The 15662-nt window shown below is 65.2% G+C and carries 11 protein-coding genes; 3 read left to right on the forward strand and 8 right to left on the reverse strand.

Features of this window, described 5'->3' with window-relative positions; genetic code table 11:
• The first annotated feature begins 23 nt into the window (after positions 1–23).
• Both KGM94_RS05455 and KGM94_RS05460 read left to right on the forward strand, forming a co-directional pair.
• Complete coding sequence (locus KGM94_RS05455) at positions 24–920, forward strand: NAD-dependent epimerase/dehydratase family protein (RefSeq protein ID WP_300255716.1); 897 nt, start codon at positions 24–26, stop codon at positions 918–920.
• Between the two features lie 119 nt (positions 921–1039).
• On the forward strand, positions 1040–1846 hold the full coding sequence (locus KGM94_RS05460; RefSeq protein WP_300255717.1) for a class I SAM-dependent methyltransferase: 807 nt from the start codon (positions 1040–1042) through the stop codon (positions 1844–1846).
• 51 nt (positions 1847–1897) lie between these two features.
• Here the strand turns inward: KGM94_RS05460 and KGM94_RS05465 are convergent, their stop codons facing one another.
• The 4 genes from KGM94_RS05465 to KGM94_RS05480 are packed head-to-tail and all read right to left on the reverse strand — an operon-like array spanning position 1898 to position 9050.
• Positions 1898–3118 (reverse strand): oligosaccharide flippase family protein, encoded by a 1221-nt coding sequence (locus tag KGM94_RS05465; RefSeq protein ID WP_300255719.1) that lies wholly within the window; start codon positions 3116–3118, stop codon positions 1898–1900.
• Positions 3106–5130, reverse strand: coding sequence for an alginate lyase family protein (locus KGM94_RS05470; protein WP_300255721.1), 2025 nt, complete (start codon positions 5128–5130; stop codon positions 3106–3108). Before KGM94_RS05470 ends, KGM94_RS05465 begins: the two co-directional genes overlap by 13 nt.
• Positions 5117–7159, reverse strand: coding sequence for an asparagine synthase (glutamine-hydrolyzing) (gene asnB, locus KGM94_RS05475; RefSeq protein ID WP_300255723.1), 2043 nt, complete (start codon positions 7157–7159; stop codon positions 5117–5119). Before asnB ends, KGM94_RS05470 begins: the two co-directional genes overlap by 14 nt.
• A gap of 28 nt (positions 7160–7187) precedes the next feature.
• Positions 7188–9050: a glycosyltransferase gene (locus tag KGM94_RS05480; protein WP_300255725.1), complete on the reverse strand. Its 1863-nt coding sequence runs from the start codon at positions 9048–9050 to the stop codon at positions 7188–7190.
• Between the two features lie 223 nt (positions 9051–9273).
• On the opposite strand from KGM94_RS05480, the gene KGM94_RS05485 reads away from it, so the two are divergent.
• Complete coding sequence (locus KGM94_RS05485) at positions 9274–10599, forward strand: hypothetical protein (protein WP_300255727.1); 1326 nt, start codon at positions 9274–9276, stop codon at positions 10597–10599.
• Between the two features lie 31 nt (positions 10600–10630).
• Here the strand turns inward: KGM94_RS05485 and KGM94_RS05490 are convergent, their stop codons facing one another.
• From KGM94_RS05490 to KGM94_RS05505, 4 genes are all read right to left on the reverse strand, one after another.
• On the reverse strand, positions 10631–11764 hold the full coding sequence (locus KGM94_RS05490; protein WP_300255729.1) for a glycosyltransferase family 1 protein: 1134 nt from the start codon (positions 11762–11764) through the stop codon (positions 10631–10633).
• A complete protein-coding gene (locus KGM94_RS05495) occupies positions 11761–12876 on the reverse strand; it encodes a DegT/DnrJ/EryC1/StrS family aminotransferase (RefSeq protein WP_300255731.1) in 1116 nt (371 codons plus the stop codon). Before KGM94_RS05495 ends, KGM94_RS05490 begins: the two co-directional genes overlap by 4 nt.
• Before the next feature lie 10 nt (positions 12877–12886).
• Positions 12887–13978 carry a glycosyltransferase gene (locus KGM94_RS05500; RefSeq protein ID WP_300255733.1) on the reverse strand — a complete coding sequence of 364 codons (1092 nt, stop codon included), beginning with the start codon at positions 13976–13978 and terminating at the stop codon, positions 12887–12889.
• Positions 13979–14056: 78 nt separating this feature from the next.
• On the reverse strand, positions 14057–15526 hold the full coding sequence (locus KGM94_RS05505) for a hypothetical protein (protein ID WP_300255735.1): 1470 nt from the start codon (positions 15524–15526) through the stop codon (positions 14057–14059).
• Positions 15527–15662: the final 136 nt, after the last annotated feature.

Here is a 15662-nt window from a genome sequence, read left to right on the forward strand (position 1 = left end):
CTTTTTCGCAATCAAGCCCGATCATGGTTGACCAAAAGAGCTGTATTGTACTCGGTGCTTCGAGCCAACCCGCCTCCTGGCTGGTGCCTGCGCTCCTGCAGGACGGATGGTTTGTCCATCTCGTCTCGCGCGGGATCAAGCCGCAGTTGAACTACGGCGCAAACGCGGTGTGGCACAGCCTCGACCTCAGGGACGAAGCCGCGCAGATTCCGGCGATCGGAGCCAGGGTCACATTCGACACGCTGGGAATGCGTTCGACCTGCCTCGAATCCTTGCACGTCGCCGGACTCGAGCGCGTCATCAGGTTCAGCAGCACCAGCATCCTGACCAAGATCGATTCCAGCGATCCCGTCGACGCCAAGGGCGCCGCAGATGTAGCCAACAGCGAACTCGCCTTCATCGCAACCTGCGATCGGCTGCGGATCGCATGGACGGTCCTGCGGCCCACCTTGATCTACGGCGGCAAGTTCGGCGACCGCACGGTGCAGGACGTCGCGCGCATCATCAGGCTATTGGGCTTCTTTCCGGTGTTCGGAGACGCATCCGGCCTGCGGCAGCCGGTGCACGCCGAGGATCTCGCCCATGCCTGTCTGCAGATCTGCCGCAATGAAAAGACCTTCGGCCGAATCTACAACGTCGTCGGTGGCGAGATGCTCTCCTATCGGGACATGATCAGCCGGATATTTCAGGCCATGGGGAAGACTCCGCGCTTCCTGACGGTTCCGCTTCCCGCATTCGAGCTGGCCGCCAGGATCATTCGGCTGCATCCCCGCTACAGGCACATCAGGTCGTCCATGGCCGAGCGGATGCAGAAGGACCTGATCTTTTCCGACGACGATGCGCGGCTCGATTTCGGCTACGCGCCGCGGCGTTTCGAGCCGCTTTTGCGGGCGTCGTTGTCGGCCGGCAATGCGAGCTGAGCCGTCTGGCGAGCCGAACATGATCGCCGATTGCCCTCGTCGGGCGCGATCCGAACATTGTTCCCGCGCCGCCCTTGCTATACAGCTACGTATTCCCAGCTCCTACCAGGATCCTCGACGTGGCATTGTCCGAAGCCAATCTCCAAGCTCAAGCAACCTGGAACAATCGCGCCTGCGGAACCCTGTCCGAAAGCGAAAACGAGGCCGCCGGAACGCTCGAAACCTTCAATCGGCTCGTCGAGCGACGCTATGGTCGGAATGATCCGTGGGTGCCCATCGTGCTGGATTTTCCTTCGATGAAGGGCAAGGAGGTCCTGGAAATCGGACATGGCCAGGGATGCGATCTTCTGCACGCGGCGATGGCGGGGGGGCACGTTCACGGCATCGACCTCACGCCAAACCACCACGAAATCTGCAAGCGCTACTTCGCCGCGCTCAAGCGGCCGGTCGATCTGCACCTAGGCAATGCCGGAGAGCTTCCGTTCGCTTCGGAGAGCATGGACATCGTCTATTCACTCGGCGTTCTGCACCACACTGACAACACGGTTCGATGCATCGGCGAGGCCTATCGCGTTCTCAAGCCGGGCGGCACCTTCAAGATTGCGCTTTATCATTTCTGGTCGTTGCCTCACCTCTGGCTGCTGATGGCTGGAATCATAGACGGAAATCTGAGACGATTGGGCTACCGGCGACTGCTGTCGAGAATCGAAGGCGGAGCCGACGGAGTCGAAATTTCACCACTGGTGAAGCTCTACTCCGCGCGCCAGCTACGCACGATACTCGGTGATTTTTCCAACATCGACATCAGTATTCACGGGCTGGCCTACGACCGAATTCCGCTGGTCGGCCGCTTCATTCCGAAGTGGTTCGGTGGTGCTGTTGAACGACGCTGGGGCTGGTACGTGGTCGCGAATGCGAAAAAGTAGCATTGCGATCAGGGATGAATTCGCTCGATACGCCAATGACGACCCCGGGCATCAGTGCCGGTCGGCAGACGCCAGCACAGTGCTGCTCGCAAGCAGCCATACGCAGACCAATCCGGCACAGCCGCTCTGGATCCATGCAAGGCCGACGGTCCCGAGCCGGTCGAACAACGCGACCGAGAGCAGCGCCTGCAAGGCTGCGCCGCAAAGCCAGGCCATGACCTGGGACCAGGGAAAGCCGCTTGCCGACAAGAACTGCGAAGCCGCCGACCCGACCCCGATGAAGAACACGCCGGGAAGCAGCGCAAGGAAGATGGCGACGGCGGGCTCGTAGGCCGCTCCGAAGATGATGGCGATGGCCGGGCCGGCCAGCGCGGCAGCGGCCGCGCATACCACGGTCATCAGCAGGCCGAGTTGCAGCAGCGCGGCCCGGTACTGCCGTACGCGCGCCGCCTTTTCGGCGCGCACGAGCGCGGGAAACAGCAGAAGCCCGATCGTCGCCGGCAGGATCAGGAGCGCATCGGCGATCTGCGCCGCGATCGACCAGTAGCCGAGATCGGCGAACTCGCCGAATTGCCTGAGCACCATGACGCTCATGCGGGTCATCAGGAAGCCGAGCAGGGTCGCGATGTGAGCTCGCAGCGCATAGGCGATCCCCTCCCGCAGCAACGGAACATCGAAGCGTCGGGGAATCTTGACGCCCCTTGCCAGGACGATCCAGGCCACGGCGCAGGCGACGAGCGAGGCCATCACGGCGGCAAGCAGGAAACCGCCGAGTCGCGGCGAGGGATAGGACGCAAGCAGTGCCGCGCCGACGGCTGCAATGCCGTTCAGGATGATCAGGCCGTTGAACGCCCTTGGACGGTTGAGCGCGACGGCGATGTTGGACAAATACAGGAACAGCAATAGCGACGGCGTCAGCATCAGGACGCTGGCGACCAGCGCGACGTCTTGCTCGTGTCCGGCGACCGCCAGATCGAACACGAGGACCCCCGCTGCGGCCGCTACTCCGCCCACCACCGCGATCCACAACGTGTTGGCCATGATCTGCGCGAGCAGCGCCGGCGTCCTCGCAATCAGATAGGTGTTGCTGGAATGAATGCCGAGGGAGGCGATCTGCACGCCGACCGCCGCCAGCGTGACGATGTAGTAGTAGCGGCCTCGATCGACGGGGCCGAGCATGCGGGCGGTCAGGATCGCAACGCCGAACGAGCCCAGGATCGCGAGGCCGCGCGCCAGAAGCATCTCGGCATAGGTATGGATCAGGGCGCGCACGCGGTGTCGTTCCCGTCCGGTTCGATCGTCACCGTCAACCTCGCCGGCAAGGCGCCGAGCCTCCTCCACGCCAGCCGGACGGACGGCACGACGACGCCGTAGCTCGGCGACACCGTCGTGGGCTCGATCTCGAGGTCCCAGCCGTCGCCGGACGCGCCGAGCAAGAAGGCGCGCCCCGCCGAGCAGAGCCGGATTTCGGCCCCGCTGCGATCGACCATGACGCCTGGCGCGAGATGCAGCGGCACGACGACGTCATGCTCGCCCTGCCCGTCGATGACGTCCGCGATCTCCAGCCGGCCCGATGCCTTGTCCAGGCTGATCGTGCGCGCGACGTCTACGCCAAGGCGGCGGTAGCCATGATGCCGGCCTGCAAACACATCCTTCGTCTCGCCGCTCTGCCACTGGGTGCATTCGGCCCGCGCGTCGTCCTGCAAGCTCCAGAGGTTGTCGGGGTCGAAGCGGTTCATCTCCGCATGATCGACCCAGGGCGTGTTGTGGGACCGGGTCGCGCGAAACTCGTTTCGCCCGTCGAACGAGGCCGTATAGACGAACGAGCCGCGGTCGGTGACGAGCGGCGCGCCGTCGAGCCAGGCCTCGAACGACAGCGCGTCGTTGTGGCCGTGTCCGCCGCGCCCGGCGAGACCGACCGGGCCGCAATCGATGAACACGTGATGGTCCCGCGTGCGCATGATATAGACGCCGCCATGCGCAAAGGCCGTCGACGGCACGTCCCGGGATGCGACCGGCGCAAATGCCGCAGCCTGTTCGGGGCCGAGCGCCCAGACCAGTTCGGCGCGCGGCCCGCTGAACTGCGCCGCCAGCCCGGCGTCGCCGAATGCGGCGGCCGCCAGGCCGATCAGGTAGCGATGGTCGCCGCGCCCCTGGCCGCCGAACGGCAACGCCCTCGCATCATCGGCATCGCCCCACAGGGGGCCGGTGCCGTCGGTACGCGCGTAGGCCGCAGTGAACCGCGCCATCGCGCGCAGCCGCTCGACATAGCTGCCCGGCAGGTTCGCGCCGCAGGCCTTCCGGAACAGCGCAGGCCACAAGAACAGCTCGAATACCAGCCGGTGGTAGGGAACGGAGGCCTCGAAATCGACCCCGTCCGCGAAGACCTGCGTCGTGATTTCCTGCTCCAGGCCGCTCCAGCCGACCTCGAGCCATCGGCCGGCGTCGCCGACCTCGCCGAAGAAATGGCCGGCCATCGTGAGGCCGGCGAGATCCGCGGTGTAGTGATTGCCGTTGACATCGGCCTTCTCGATGTGCCTGAGCGTGAAGTCGCCGTGGAGGTAGAGCGCGGCGAGAAATCGGATGCGAAAACCTTCGTCGCGCCACGAGGGACTGCCGGCGAACGCGTGAAACAGCCAGGTCCAGGTGAAGAGGCGCATCGCCGCCTCCATCGTGCACGACCAGTTGACCGTGTAGGCGAGCGGATTGGCGTCGATCCACTCATCGAGGATGGCCCGTGTCGCGACCGCATATCGCTCGTCGGCGTCGAGCAGATAGGCCTGTCCCGCCGGAATCAGCCACTGCAGCCGCGAGATCTCCCAGGGGATCTTGACGTCGCTCGGACGATCGCGATTGACGTAGTCGATCGCGCGCGCGAAGCCCGTCGGCCACCCCATGCCGACGCGATAGTCACGCGCCCAGTCGATCGGCTGACCGAGCGCGACCGGCCCCGTCCCCAGAAGATCGACCGTGCGCGCGCAGGCGAGTTGCGCGGCGGCGCGGATCCGCGCGCTCTCGCCGGGCGCGATGCGATCGAGCACTTGCGGATCGATTGCAGACGTCCAGGCCGGAAACGGCCGCGCACGCAGCCGCGCCCACAATTCATCGACGGATGACGTCCGCGCCAGCGCGAGCAGCCGACGGCGATCGAGCCTGCGCTCGCGCATCGGCGCCAGGAAGCGGTCGAGCTCGCGCTCGCCCTCCTGGAACACGCGTCGCGCGACGTAAGTCGGAGACTTCCCGAGAATCCTCCTGGCGCGGTGCGCCGCCTCAAGCAACCGCATCGGACAACTGCGACGTATCGACCGCCTTGCGGTCGATCCACAGATCGTACCAGGCCGTCAGATTGTAGATCGCCCACAGATACAGGCTGGTATCCGTGCGTCCGGTGAAGTGCCAGTCGAACAGCTTGTCGATGTAGGCGGTCTTCAGGAAGCCGCGCCGCAAGAGCCCTGAGGAGAACACGGAGGCGCGCACGGCGCGGCCGAAATCGCTGCGCATCCAGTCGCTCATAGGCGCGCCAAAGCCCATCTTCTTGCGGTAGATGATGTTGTCGGGGATCAGCCCCTCGACCGCCTTCTTCAGGAGATATTTCGGCTCGCCGCCCCTGGTCTTCCATTCCTCGGGGATGTCCATCGAGAACTCGACGAGCTTGTGGTCGAGGAAGGGCACGCGCGCCTCCAGCGATTCCGACATGCCGATCTTGTCGACCCGCATCAGCAGCAGCTCGGGAAGCCGCAACCTGAGCTCGCTGTGGATCATCCGGGTCAGCGGATCGAGATTTGGAAATTTCGCGTCGAGCGGATCCATGAAGCTGCGGACGATGTTGAAGCTGTCGAGCTCCAGGTATTCGGGATCGAGCAGCCCCGCCGCGTCCGCGTGGTCGTCGTTCGCGGCCGCGATCGCGGCGGAATCGACCAGCTGGCTTTTCATGAGATCCGGAAACACCATCGCCCCCGACCAGAAATGCTCGCGGCCGCGGGCGGCGCGGTCGATGACGTCGGCATAGAGCGGCAACCGCGGATGCATGCCGGAAAGCAGGCTTGCGGTGCCGGCGGCCAGGCGCTGCGCCGGCTGCGGCAGGTATTTGCGGAACGGCGTCCAGTATTTGTGATACATCTTCAGGTAGGCCATGTACCCCGAATAGCCGCAGAACTGCTCGTCCGAGCCTTCGCCGACCTGGACCACCTTCATGCCGTTGTCGTGGGCGAGCTTGGAGACGAAATAGAGGGGAATGCAGACCCAGTCTGCGATCGGCTCGTCCTGCGAATGGAGCATCTTCGGCAGGTAGTCGATCATGTCCTTCTTGCTGATCCCGATCTCATGATGATTGGTGCCGAACCGGCGCGCGATCTGGTTGGCCTGCTCGTATTCGTTCAGATGCTTGTAGTCGCTGAAGCCGATCGTGAAGGTCTCGACCGGACGGCTGGAGAACTCGCTCATCAGCGCCACGTTGGTCGACGAATCGACGCCGCCCGACAGGAACACACCCATCGGAACGTCCGACATCATGCGCTTCTCGACGCTGGCCCGAAGCCGGTCGCGGATGCCGTCGACGTAGAACTCCTCGAGCGCGGCATCGGAGAGTCCCGCGACCTCGCCTCGCTCGATCCCGCGTCCCGGCACCGCGTCCCAGTACCGCGAGATGCTCGCCTTGCCGGCGCGATCGACGGTCATGCTGCAGCCGGCGGGCAGCTTGTAGATGCCGCGCATCATCGTCAGCGGCGCCGGTGTCGTCAGGAACGACAGATAGTGATACATCGCGGCAGGATCGATCTCTCGGATGAAGCCCGGATGCTCGACCAGCGCCTTCATTTCGGAGGCAAAGGCAAAGCTTCCCTTGATCCGCGCGAAATACAGCGGCTTGACCCCGATGCGGTCGCGCGCAAGCGACAACAGCCCCTTGCGCTCGTCCCAGATCCCGAACGCGTAGTCGCCCTCGATCCGCTCCAGGAGGCCGTCGAGGCCCCACTCCTCATAGCCATGGAGCAGGACCTCGGTATCGCTGTGGTCGGTGCGAAACACGTGCCCGCGCGCGACCAACTCCGGGCGGAGCCTCGCGTGATTGTAGATCTCGCCGTTGAAGGTGATGACGACCGCGCCGTCCTCGTTGCGCATCGGCTGCGTCGCGGCGACGTTGAGATCGACGATCGAGAGACGGCGATGGCCGAGACCCACCTTGCGGTCGGCCGAGACCCAGCCGTCCCCGCCGTCCGGCCCGCGATGCGCCATGACGTCCCGCATGCGCTCGAGCACCGTGCGATCGACGCCGCCGTCGCCTTCGTATGCCAGCAGACCCACTATTCCGCACATTCAGAGCAATCCTCTCCTCCGGAGGCGATCATGCGATGTCGCGATCCGGGCGGCGCGAAAGCAGCCCATTGGCCGCCATGGCAGCAAGGATAGCATCGACATGCCGCTTCCAGGTATAGCGATTCAAGACTTCGATGCGGGCCGCCTTCGCCACCTCGGCCGCAGCCGGCATGTCGTCCACGACCCGCCTCAACACATCCTTGAAAGCCCGGGCATTGCCCGGCTCGAACAGGAATCCGCAAGGCGCTCCGGCGCCGGGCGGCAACGAGCCCAGACGGGTGGCCCCGCGTCCGGCAATGACATCCTCGATCTGGCCGAGCGCGGACGCCACAATCGGCTTCTCCATCGCCATATACTCGAACAGCTTGGTCGGCGACCCGAAGAATCCGGACCCGTCCGCGTTCGGCACGTGCGGCGAAAGCAGGAGGTCCGCGCAAGCCAGGTAACGGGGAGCTTCCGACTGAGCCACGAGGCCGGTCAGCGTAACGAAGCGCGCGACCTCGGGTGAGCCGACGAGTTCGCGCACGGCCTCCATCTTCAGCCCATCGCCGACAAGCATGAAATGCAGCCTATTCCGCTCGAGCCAGCCAACATCGTCGCGGACCATATCCCTGATGCATTCGGCGAGGAACTCGATGCCGTGCCACTGCCCGAACGTTCCGATGAAGCAGGCGACCAGCGCGTCTTCCGGAATGCCCCTCTGGCGCCTCAGCCCAAGCAGTTCATCGCGTGAAAATCGCGCCGGATCGAAGACGGCGGGGTCGACACAGTTGGGATAGACCACAACCCTCCCGTCCGGAATCCCGCGCCGCTTCAGCTCGCGCCCCAACTCATCCGATACGACGGCGATCAGATCGGCGGTCGCGAGAGCGACGTCCTCGGCCTTTACCGCCGCATCATGCAGGATCAGCCTGGCTCCCCAGTTTTCAGCCGCCCAAGCCTCCGATCCGTTGAATTCGAGCACGACCGGCACGTTCAGCCGGCGCCCCAAATGAGGACCGCTGAAATTGTGCAGGGAAAATCTCTGATAGATGAACGACCATGGATTGGCCGCATGCAGCGGGATGATCCTCGCCTCGATCGCTTCCGCGTAGCGATAGTAGTTCAGCTCCGACGGATAGGCGAGCAGCGTGCCCGGCTCCAGCCTCAGCCAATGCGCGCCCGCGCGATGTGTCGGCAGCGGCTTCAAACTGGCATAATCCACCTCGAAGGCGTGATCGAGGAAGCCTTCGATGACGCCCGCCGTGTGGCCGATCGAGCCGCCGACGGGCACGCCCAGCGAGATGTTGGCGTCGAGATAGAGAATGCGCGAGCCGCTGCTCGGGGCAACCTGACGAGGCATCGGCGACTGCACCATCGCCGCCCCCTCGCGCAATTGACGGGCGAGCGCGCGGCGCGAGGCGAGCGTGTCCAGCGCCAGCCGCAGCAAGTTCCGCGCCGCGCCGAGCCGCCCGACCGCCTCGACCCGCAAATCCGGCCAGATCGCGACCACGGACTTCGCACGGGTAAAGCCGGCGGCGATCGACAGCGGCGCAATCAGCGCCGTCGAAACGTCGCTTTCGAGCGCGATGACCAGCCTGTCGGCCCGAACACTGCGCAACTCCCGAAGTGCGGCGAGCGGCGACATCTTGCGCAGGCCCGCGGCGTCATAGAACCGGTCCACCGGACCGCAGGTTGCTGCAATTCGCTCCGCAAACGACCTGGTCACGGGATGAAAGCTCATGACGATGAGCCCGGGCCTTGCAGACCTGTCTGGAAGCATGAATTCCACGAAGGAGTTGGACATTTCCGCCAGCATATACAAGCAATGGCCGGGACAGGCCAGCGAGCCGTTGCGTGGGCCCGCGGTGCGCCGGCCAACCGCGAATTGTCGGGATTCGCGGCCCGCCATCGTGCAGAGCCGCGGCGCGGGGCAGCCGCGAATGGCCGGAGGCCTCTCTGTCCACCGCCGTCTCAATAGTGAGAAACCGCAAGGCGAATCAAGTCGAAAACCGCAGCGCATCAGAGGCCCGTTCCCGGAATCCCCGGCCCGCGCCGGGCAGTCCCGAATTGAACTTCTCCCGCGACTGAGATAGGCCCAACGCAGATGCGGGGTAGAACGAGATCAGGAAGCGATGACCGAGCCCTCCAACGCCGTACGTCACGAGCTTGTTGCGCCGGTCGATCGCGCGGCGGGACGGCCGGTGCGGCTTGCGCTCCTGATCAGCCTTCACGTCATCATCTGCGCGGTTTCGCTCCGCATGGGATTTCCGCACTATCGCTCGGAATACGTGATGTACGCGCCGGCAGGCCTGCCGTTCGCGATTGCCGCGACCGCGATGATCACGCTCATCGCCCCACTGTTCGTGTTCGCCCGTTTCAGCTTCGGCTATTTCTGCGGATTCTACCTCTTCACCGTGGTCGCCGGCTTTCTCTGGCTGACGTGGTACTCGAAACTGCAATACGATCATGTCGGCGCGGCCGTTTCCGCAGGCGCCTGCTGCCTCGCCCTCCTGCTGCCGGCGCTTTTGATCACGTCTCCGATCGCCCCGCTCGCGAAGATTTCGGAGCGCAACTTCAACCGCATCCTCTATCTGATCGTCGCGATCTGCCTGGTGACGTCGGCCAGTGCGGCGACCTACAACTTTCGCCTCGTCACGATCAAGGATATCTACCAGTATCGCAGCCAGCTACAGTTTCCCACCGCGCTCAACTATGCCACGGCGGCCACGATGACGGCGCTCCTGCCGTTTGCATTCGCCTGCTTCGCCTTGCGCCGCAGGTACTGGATGGCGGCCGCCGTCCTAGCGATCTCGATCTCGTTCTACCCGAGCACGCTGAGCAAGGTGGCGCTGTTCACCCCGGCCTGGTTGCTGTTCGTGGTCCTGGTGTCGCGACTGTCGGGGCGAACGGCGGCGATCCTGTCACTGTTTCTTCCGGTCCTGATCGGCGTCCTCCTCGTCAGCACGATCGGCGAGCCGGTGAGGCGCTATTTCAGTATCGTCAACGGCAGGATGGTGAGCGTGCCGTCGGTGGCCATGGACGTCTACAACGACTATTTCGCGCGGCACGACCTGACGCACTTCTGCCAGATCTGGCTGCTGAAGCCGTTCGTGCCGTGCACGCTGAAGGAGCCGATCTCGGTGGTGCTCAACAGCAACTACCCGCTCGGATTCCTCAACGCATCGCTGTTCGCGACGGAAGGCATTGCGTCGGTCGGGCTTTGGGCCGCGCCCGCCGTGATGTTGGTGTGCGGCCTGGTCATCGCATTGGGCAACCGCCTGTCCGCCGGCCTGTCGGCGCGCTTCATCCTGATCTCCGCAGCCATCGTGCCGCAGATCATGATGAACGTGCCGTTCTCGACCCTGATGTTGACTCACGGCCTGTGGCTGCTCTTCCTGCTCTGGTATCTGACGCCGCGAACGCTGTTCGGAAGCCCGGCGGAAGCCTCGACACCTTGACACGGGACGGGCGAGGACCCTCCGAGTCCGCTCAGGAATTCGGCTCCGGACCGCAGAGCTCGCCGAGCAACAACTGCAGCTGTTCACCGTAGCGCTCGGGCGTCGTCGCCAGCATGCGCTCGCGCCCCTTGCGACCGAGCGCGCGCGCCAGCCCGGCATCCGCGACGACCTTCAGGATGGCGTCCCTGATCGAGGCGACGGAATTCGGGTCGAACAGCAATGCGGCGTCGCCGACCTGCTCGGGGATGCCGAGAATGCCCGAGGCGATCACCGGGGTGCCGGCGAGGAAGGCCTCGTAGACGGGAATGCTGATGCTTTCGAACAGCGAGGGCATCACCAGCGCCGCGGCGAGCCGATACAGCGCCTGCAGCTCGTCGCGCTCGACGAAGCCGACATGCACGACGTTGCCGCGCAAGCCCAGCCGGCCGATCGTCTCCATCACGGCCCGATACTGGTCGCGCTGCTTCCCGGTCAGCACGAGCTTGAGATCCGGGACCTGCTTCAAAACCTCGGCAAACGCCTCGATCAGGCGCAGATGGTTCTTATGGACCCAGAACTGGGCGGGGTAGAACAAAAACCGCGGCGGCAACTGCAATCGCTCGCGCACGGCGTGAAGCTGTTCGTCCGACTGCGGCTCGACGAACTGGCGCTGCGGCGGCGCCGCAATGACCCTGATGCGCTCATCCGGCACCGGGAACGAGCCGGCAATATCGGCCTTCACGTGCTCGGATTCGCAGATCACGCGCCGCGCTCGCTCGAGCAGGCACGAATAGGCCTCGTGCCGCCACAGCCGCTGCCACCGCGTGAAGTTTTGCGGGTAGTAGTTTTCCTGCAGATCGTGCAGCGTGAAGGCGAACGGCCGGGAGGTGTGCAGCAGCGCCAGCGAATAGATCGGGGCGAGCAGCACGTCTTCCGAGCGGAAGGGATCGGGAAGGCTGACGTGCGATCGATACGCGGCGAGCGCCGCCAGTTGCCGCCAGCGCGGCTCCTGGAACGGCACGATCCGGTAGCCGAGCTCGGCGAAATCCGGATTGGCCGGATCGCCGTACAGCGTCACGTCAAAGCCCTTCACGTGCTGCAGCCCGTGAAGCATCGACAGCGTATATTGATAGGTGCCGCCGTTGTTCGGGCCGGCGAGCGCCACCACGCCGAGCCTGGCCGTCACACCGCGTCCATGGTCTTGAGGAGGTCGTTCACTTCCGTTCCGATCCGCCGCACCTCGGACCGCGTCAGTTCGTAATAGGAAGGCAGGTTCAGGCCGATCTGCGCCTTGCGGGCGGCGACCGGCACCGGCGCCTGGCGATACATCGGCATCGACGACATCGTGCAGAAATAGGGACGGGAATCGATGCCGCGCGCCTTCAAGGCCTGCATGAAGGCATCGCGCCGCGCGGTATCGAAGCCATCCGCCTCGAGGCAGACCATCCAGTACGCACTCTTGGCCCAGTTCTTCACCCGGTTGAGGCGGACGCGGTCGCTCGTCCGGATATCCTGCCGGTACCAGTCCATGATCTCCGCGCGGCGGCTCAGGAAATCGTCGATGCGCTCGAGCTGGGCGACGCCGAGCGCCGCCTGCAGGTTGGTGATGCGGTAGTTGAAGCCGCGCTCCTCGTGGAAGTAGCGCCGCGTGGGACTCATCGCATGATCGCGCAGCCGCCTGGCACGCTGCCAGAAGTCGCCGTCATCGGTGGTCAGCATGCCGCCCTCACCGGTGGTGATCACCTTGTTGCCGTAGAAGCTGAACACCCCGCATTTGCCGAGGGCGCCGACCCGGCGTCCCCGGTACTCCGCGCCGTGCGCCTCCGCGGCGTCCTCGATGATGGCAATGCCATGCGCGTCCGCGATCTCGGTCAGCGCATCCATGTCCGCGGGATGGCCGTAGAGATGCACGGGGACGATCGCCCTGGTGCGCGGGGTGATCAGCGCCCGCACCGACGCCGGATCGAGGCAAAGCGTCTCGGGATCGATGTCCGCCAGCACCGGCGTCGCACCGGTATAGGCGACCGCGTTTGCGGTCGCGACGAAGGTGAGATCGGGAACGATGACTTCGTCGCCCGGCTTCAGCCCGAGCGTCTCGAACGCCAGATGCAGCGCGGTCGTGCCGTTGCTGACGGCGAGCGCATAGCGCGTGCCGCAATAGCGCGCAAATCCCTCCTCGAACGCGTCGATATACTTCCCGATCGATGACACCCAGCCCGAATCGAGCGCATCGAGCACGAGTTCCCGCTCGCGCGGTCCGATCATCGGTTTCGAGATGGGGATGAAGCTGTCTGACATTGTCGGCCTTCTAGAGCGAAGCCACGAGCGCCTCGAAGCGCTTCCATTGCACGTCCTTGGAATAGCGGGTCTTCAGCATCTCATGCCCCGCCCGGGCGATTCCAGCACGTTCCTCCGGATCGTCGAGCAACCTGCGCACCTGCCTGACGGCGTCCTCCGGCGAGGCGTAGGTCGCGATCGTCTCGCCGTCGACCATGCCGTCCGGATAGTTACCATCATCGGACAGCAGAAGCGATGCGGCTCCCAGCGCCTCGAAGCAGCGCATGTTGCCGCGATCCTCGCCCGAGATGTCGATCGCCCCGTTGAGCACGATCTTGGCTTGCGACAGCACCTCGTAATAGTCGCGCCCGAAGACCGGCGTCCGCGCGATCGACCTCACGGTTTCCGGCCTGCGATGTTCGGCCAACGGCAATAATCTGCCGAGGGGCGATTCGGCCAGCCGGCACAGCCGCGAGCGGTCGAGGTGATACACGACGACATGATCGCCAGCGAGCGCCGCGACCTGCTCCAGCACCGCGGCGCGCTGGCGGTGGTAGCGCGAATAGCCGCCGACGAAGAGGACGTCGATCGGCCGGTCCCGGCGCGCCGCCAACGGCTCCAGCTCGGAATCATAGGCGGGGAAGAAATAGTCGGTCCGCGCGCCGCGCTCTCGGATCGAGGCCAGGATCGAAGGGAAGTTGCAGACGACGAGATCGTAATCTGAGAAAGCCACGTTCAGGAGCGGCGCCGCGTGCCAGGCGATGACGTGCTTGACGCAGCCGGGCAGGCTCCTGATGAAATCGGACGGCCAGCCCGTGGTGTCCTGGTTGTAGAACACGTCCGCGCGATGATGCTCGATCTGGGCCTTCAGGATCTCGGCTGGAGTGGCGCGCGAACTCAGGCCCTGCTCGCTCGCCCACACCCGCTGCACGTCGATGTCGTCACCGTAGGCGAAGAACGCCGATTCGGCCCGCTGGTCCACCGGCTTGAGGATGTGGCACCCGGCATGCCGGAACTTCAGGAACACGTCCATCTTGCCGGCAAACGTCGGGCAGTGGTCGGTCAGTTCGCGAAGCCTCGGGCGCAGCGACGGGTAGTACCTGCAGTTCTGGAAAAGCCTCACAAACGCGCCCGGCCGTGGTGGTCATAACGTCGCCGCACTCAACCGTCGGATCCCCCCGAGGTCAAGCCGAATTCGAGGCTAGCGCGGGATCGCGGCCGCCAGCCGGTTGCGAAACCCGCTGAACGCCAGCGGACTTGCGGCGAGCGCTGCGATGGCCAGCCAGACCGCGCATTCGGCGATGAAATGGGCAAGCCCTGCCCCCGGCACGAGCGATGCAACCGCGACGCCGACCCCCCATCCCGCCGGCACGACGACGGCGGCGATGACGGCGAGGAAGGCGGTATGCCGAAGCGGATGCTGCAGGGTCTGGCCCATGATCACCAGCGTAAGCAGGCCGAATTGAACCAGCAGATCGCTCGCGACCACGGCGAGGGCTGCGCCGAGCGGTCCGAGCATGCGAATCAGGGTGAACGACAGCCCCAGGAAGACGACGAGCTGCAGGCCCTTGCTCCGGACCAGGAGATCGCCGCGATTGCTGTGAGTGGCGAAGGCATAGGCGAGCAGCGAGGGTGCGGCCGCGGCCGAGCCGAGCAGCAGGATCACCGCGAGCGGCGCGTCATAGGGGATGCTGCCGTGCGTCCACAGCGCGAAGAAGTCGGCCCAGAACGGCAGCAGGCCCGCCACCATCACGCTGGCAAGCGCGGTGACGAGCGCGGAGCCGCGCGCATAGAGCCCGCACAGCCGCTCCCTGTCGCCGATCGCGTGGTCATGGCCGAGTTCAGCGGCCAGCGGCAGCGTCGCCTGCCAGCACAGTCCCCTGACGAGACCCGCGATCACACGGGTGAGGCCCCATTGCGCCACCGCCACGCGATCGGTGACGAGCGCGCTGACCAGCAGCACCGGCGCGTTCAGGAGCGCAAGCTCGGCGATGCCGGACACCGCGAAGGGCGCGGCGAGAGCCAATTGCCCGAAACCCCACCGCGAGACGCGGATCGCCCCCCGCCTTGCGCCGACGCGGCGCAGGAAGGGAAACAGGCGCGGCGCGTCGTAAGCGATCAGAAATACCGTCAACAGCACCTGCGGCACAACGAAGGCCGCCGCCACCGCAAGCAGGCTGCCGGACGAGGATATCGCGACGAGCTGGGCGAGTTGTCCCGAAAACAGCGCCGCGCTCTGCAGCCAGACGGTCCGGCTATATCTGCCGCGCACGCGATAGAGGCCCGAGACGAGGTTGGAAGGCAGCACCAGGACCATGCCAACCGTCATCGCCAGCAGTGCCGGATCGAAGCCGGCGGTGGCATGAAAGCCGAGCACGAACGAGGGCGGCCACAGTTGCGCCGCCACGACCAGCAGGAGGACGAGCACGGCGACCAGCCAGCGATAGGTCCGCAGCATGCCGGCGTAGAAATTCGCGGTCCTTCCGTCACAATCGACGCAAGACTTGAACGCGAGAAACCGGTTGATGGCGCGCAGTTGCAGCCCGGCGTCCGCGGCGACGACGAGATTGCCGGCTGCGTAGATGGCGAACCAGGCCGCGAGCATGTCGCCGGTCCAGAAATGCAGGAACGCGGGAATCAGCAGGAGCTGCTGGGTCAAGCCCAGCAGCATGACAACCAGGTTCGCCGACCAGCCATGAACGAGCCGACGCAGGCGGCCGGCCCTCCCGGGCTCGCCCGGAGCTCCCGATTTGCCTGGTGCATCAACCTGCGTGTCGGTCAAACCCCAACCTTCTTGGCGAATGATC

Source organism: Bradyrhizobium sp., assembly GCF_028868675.1.
In the GTDB taxonomy this organism is placed as follows: Bacteria; Pseudomonadota; Alphaproteobacteria; order Rhizobiales; family Xanthobacteraceae; genus Bradyrhizobium.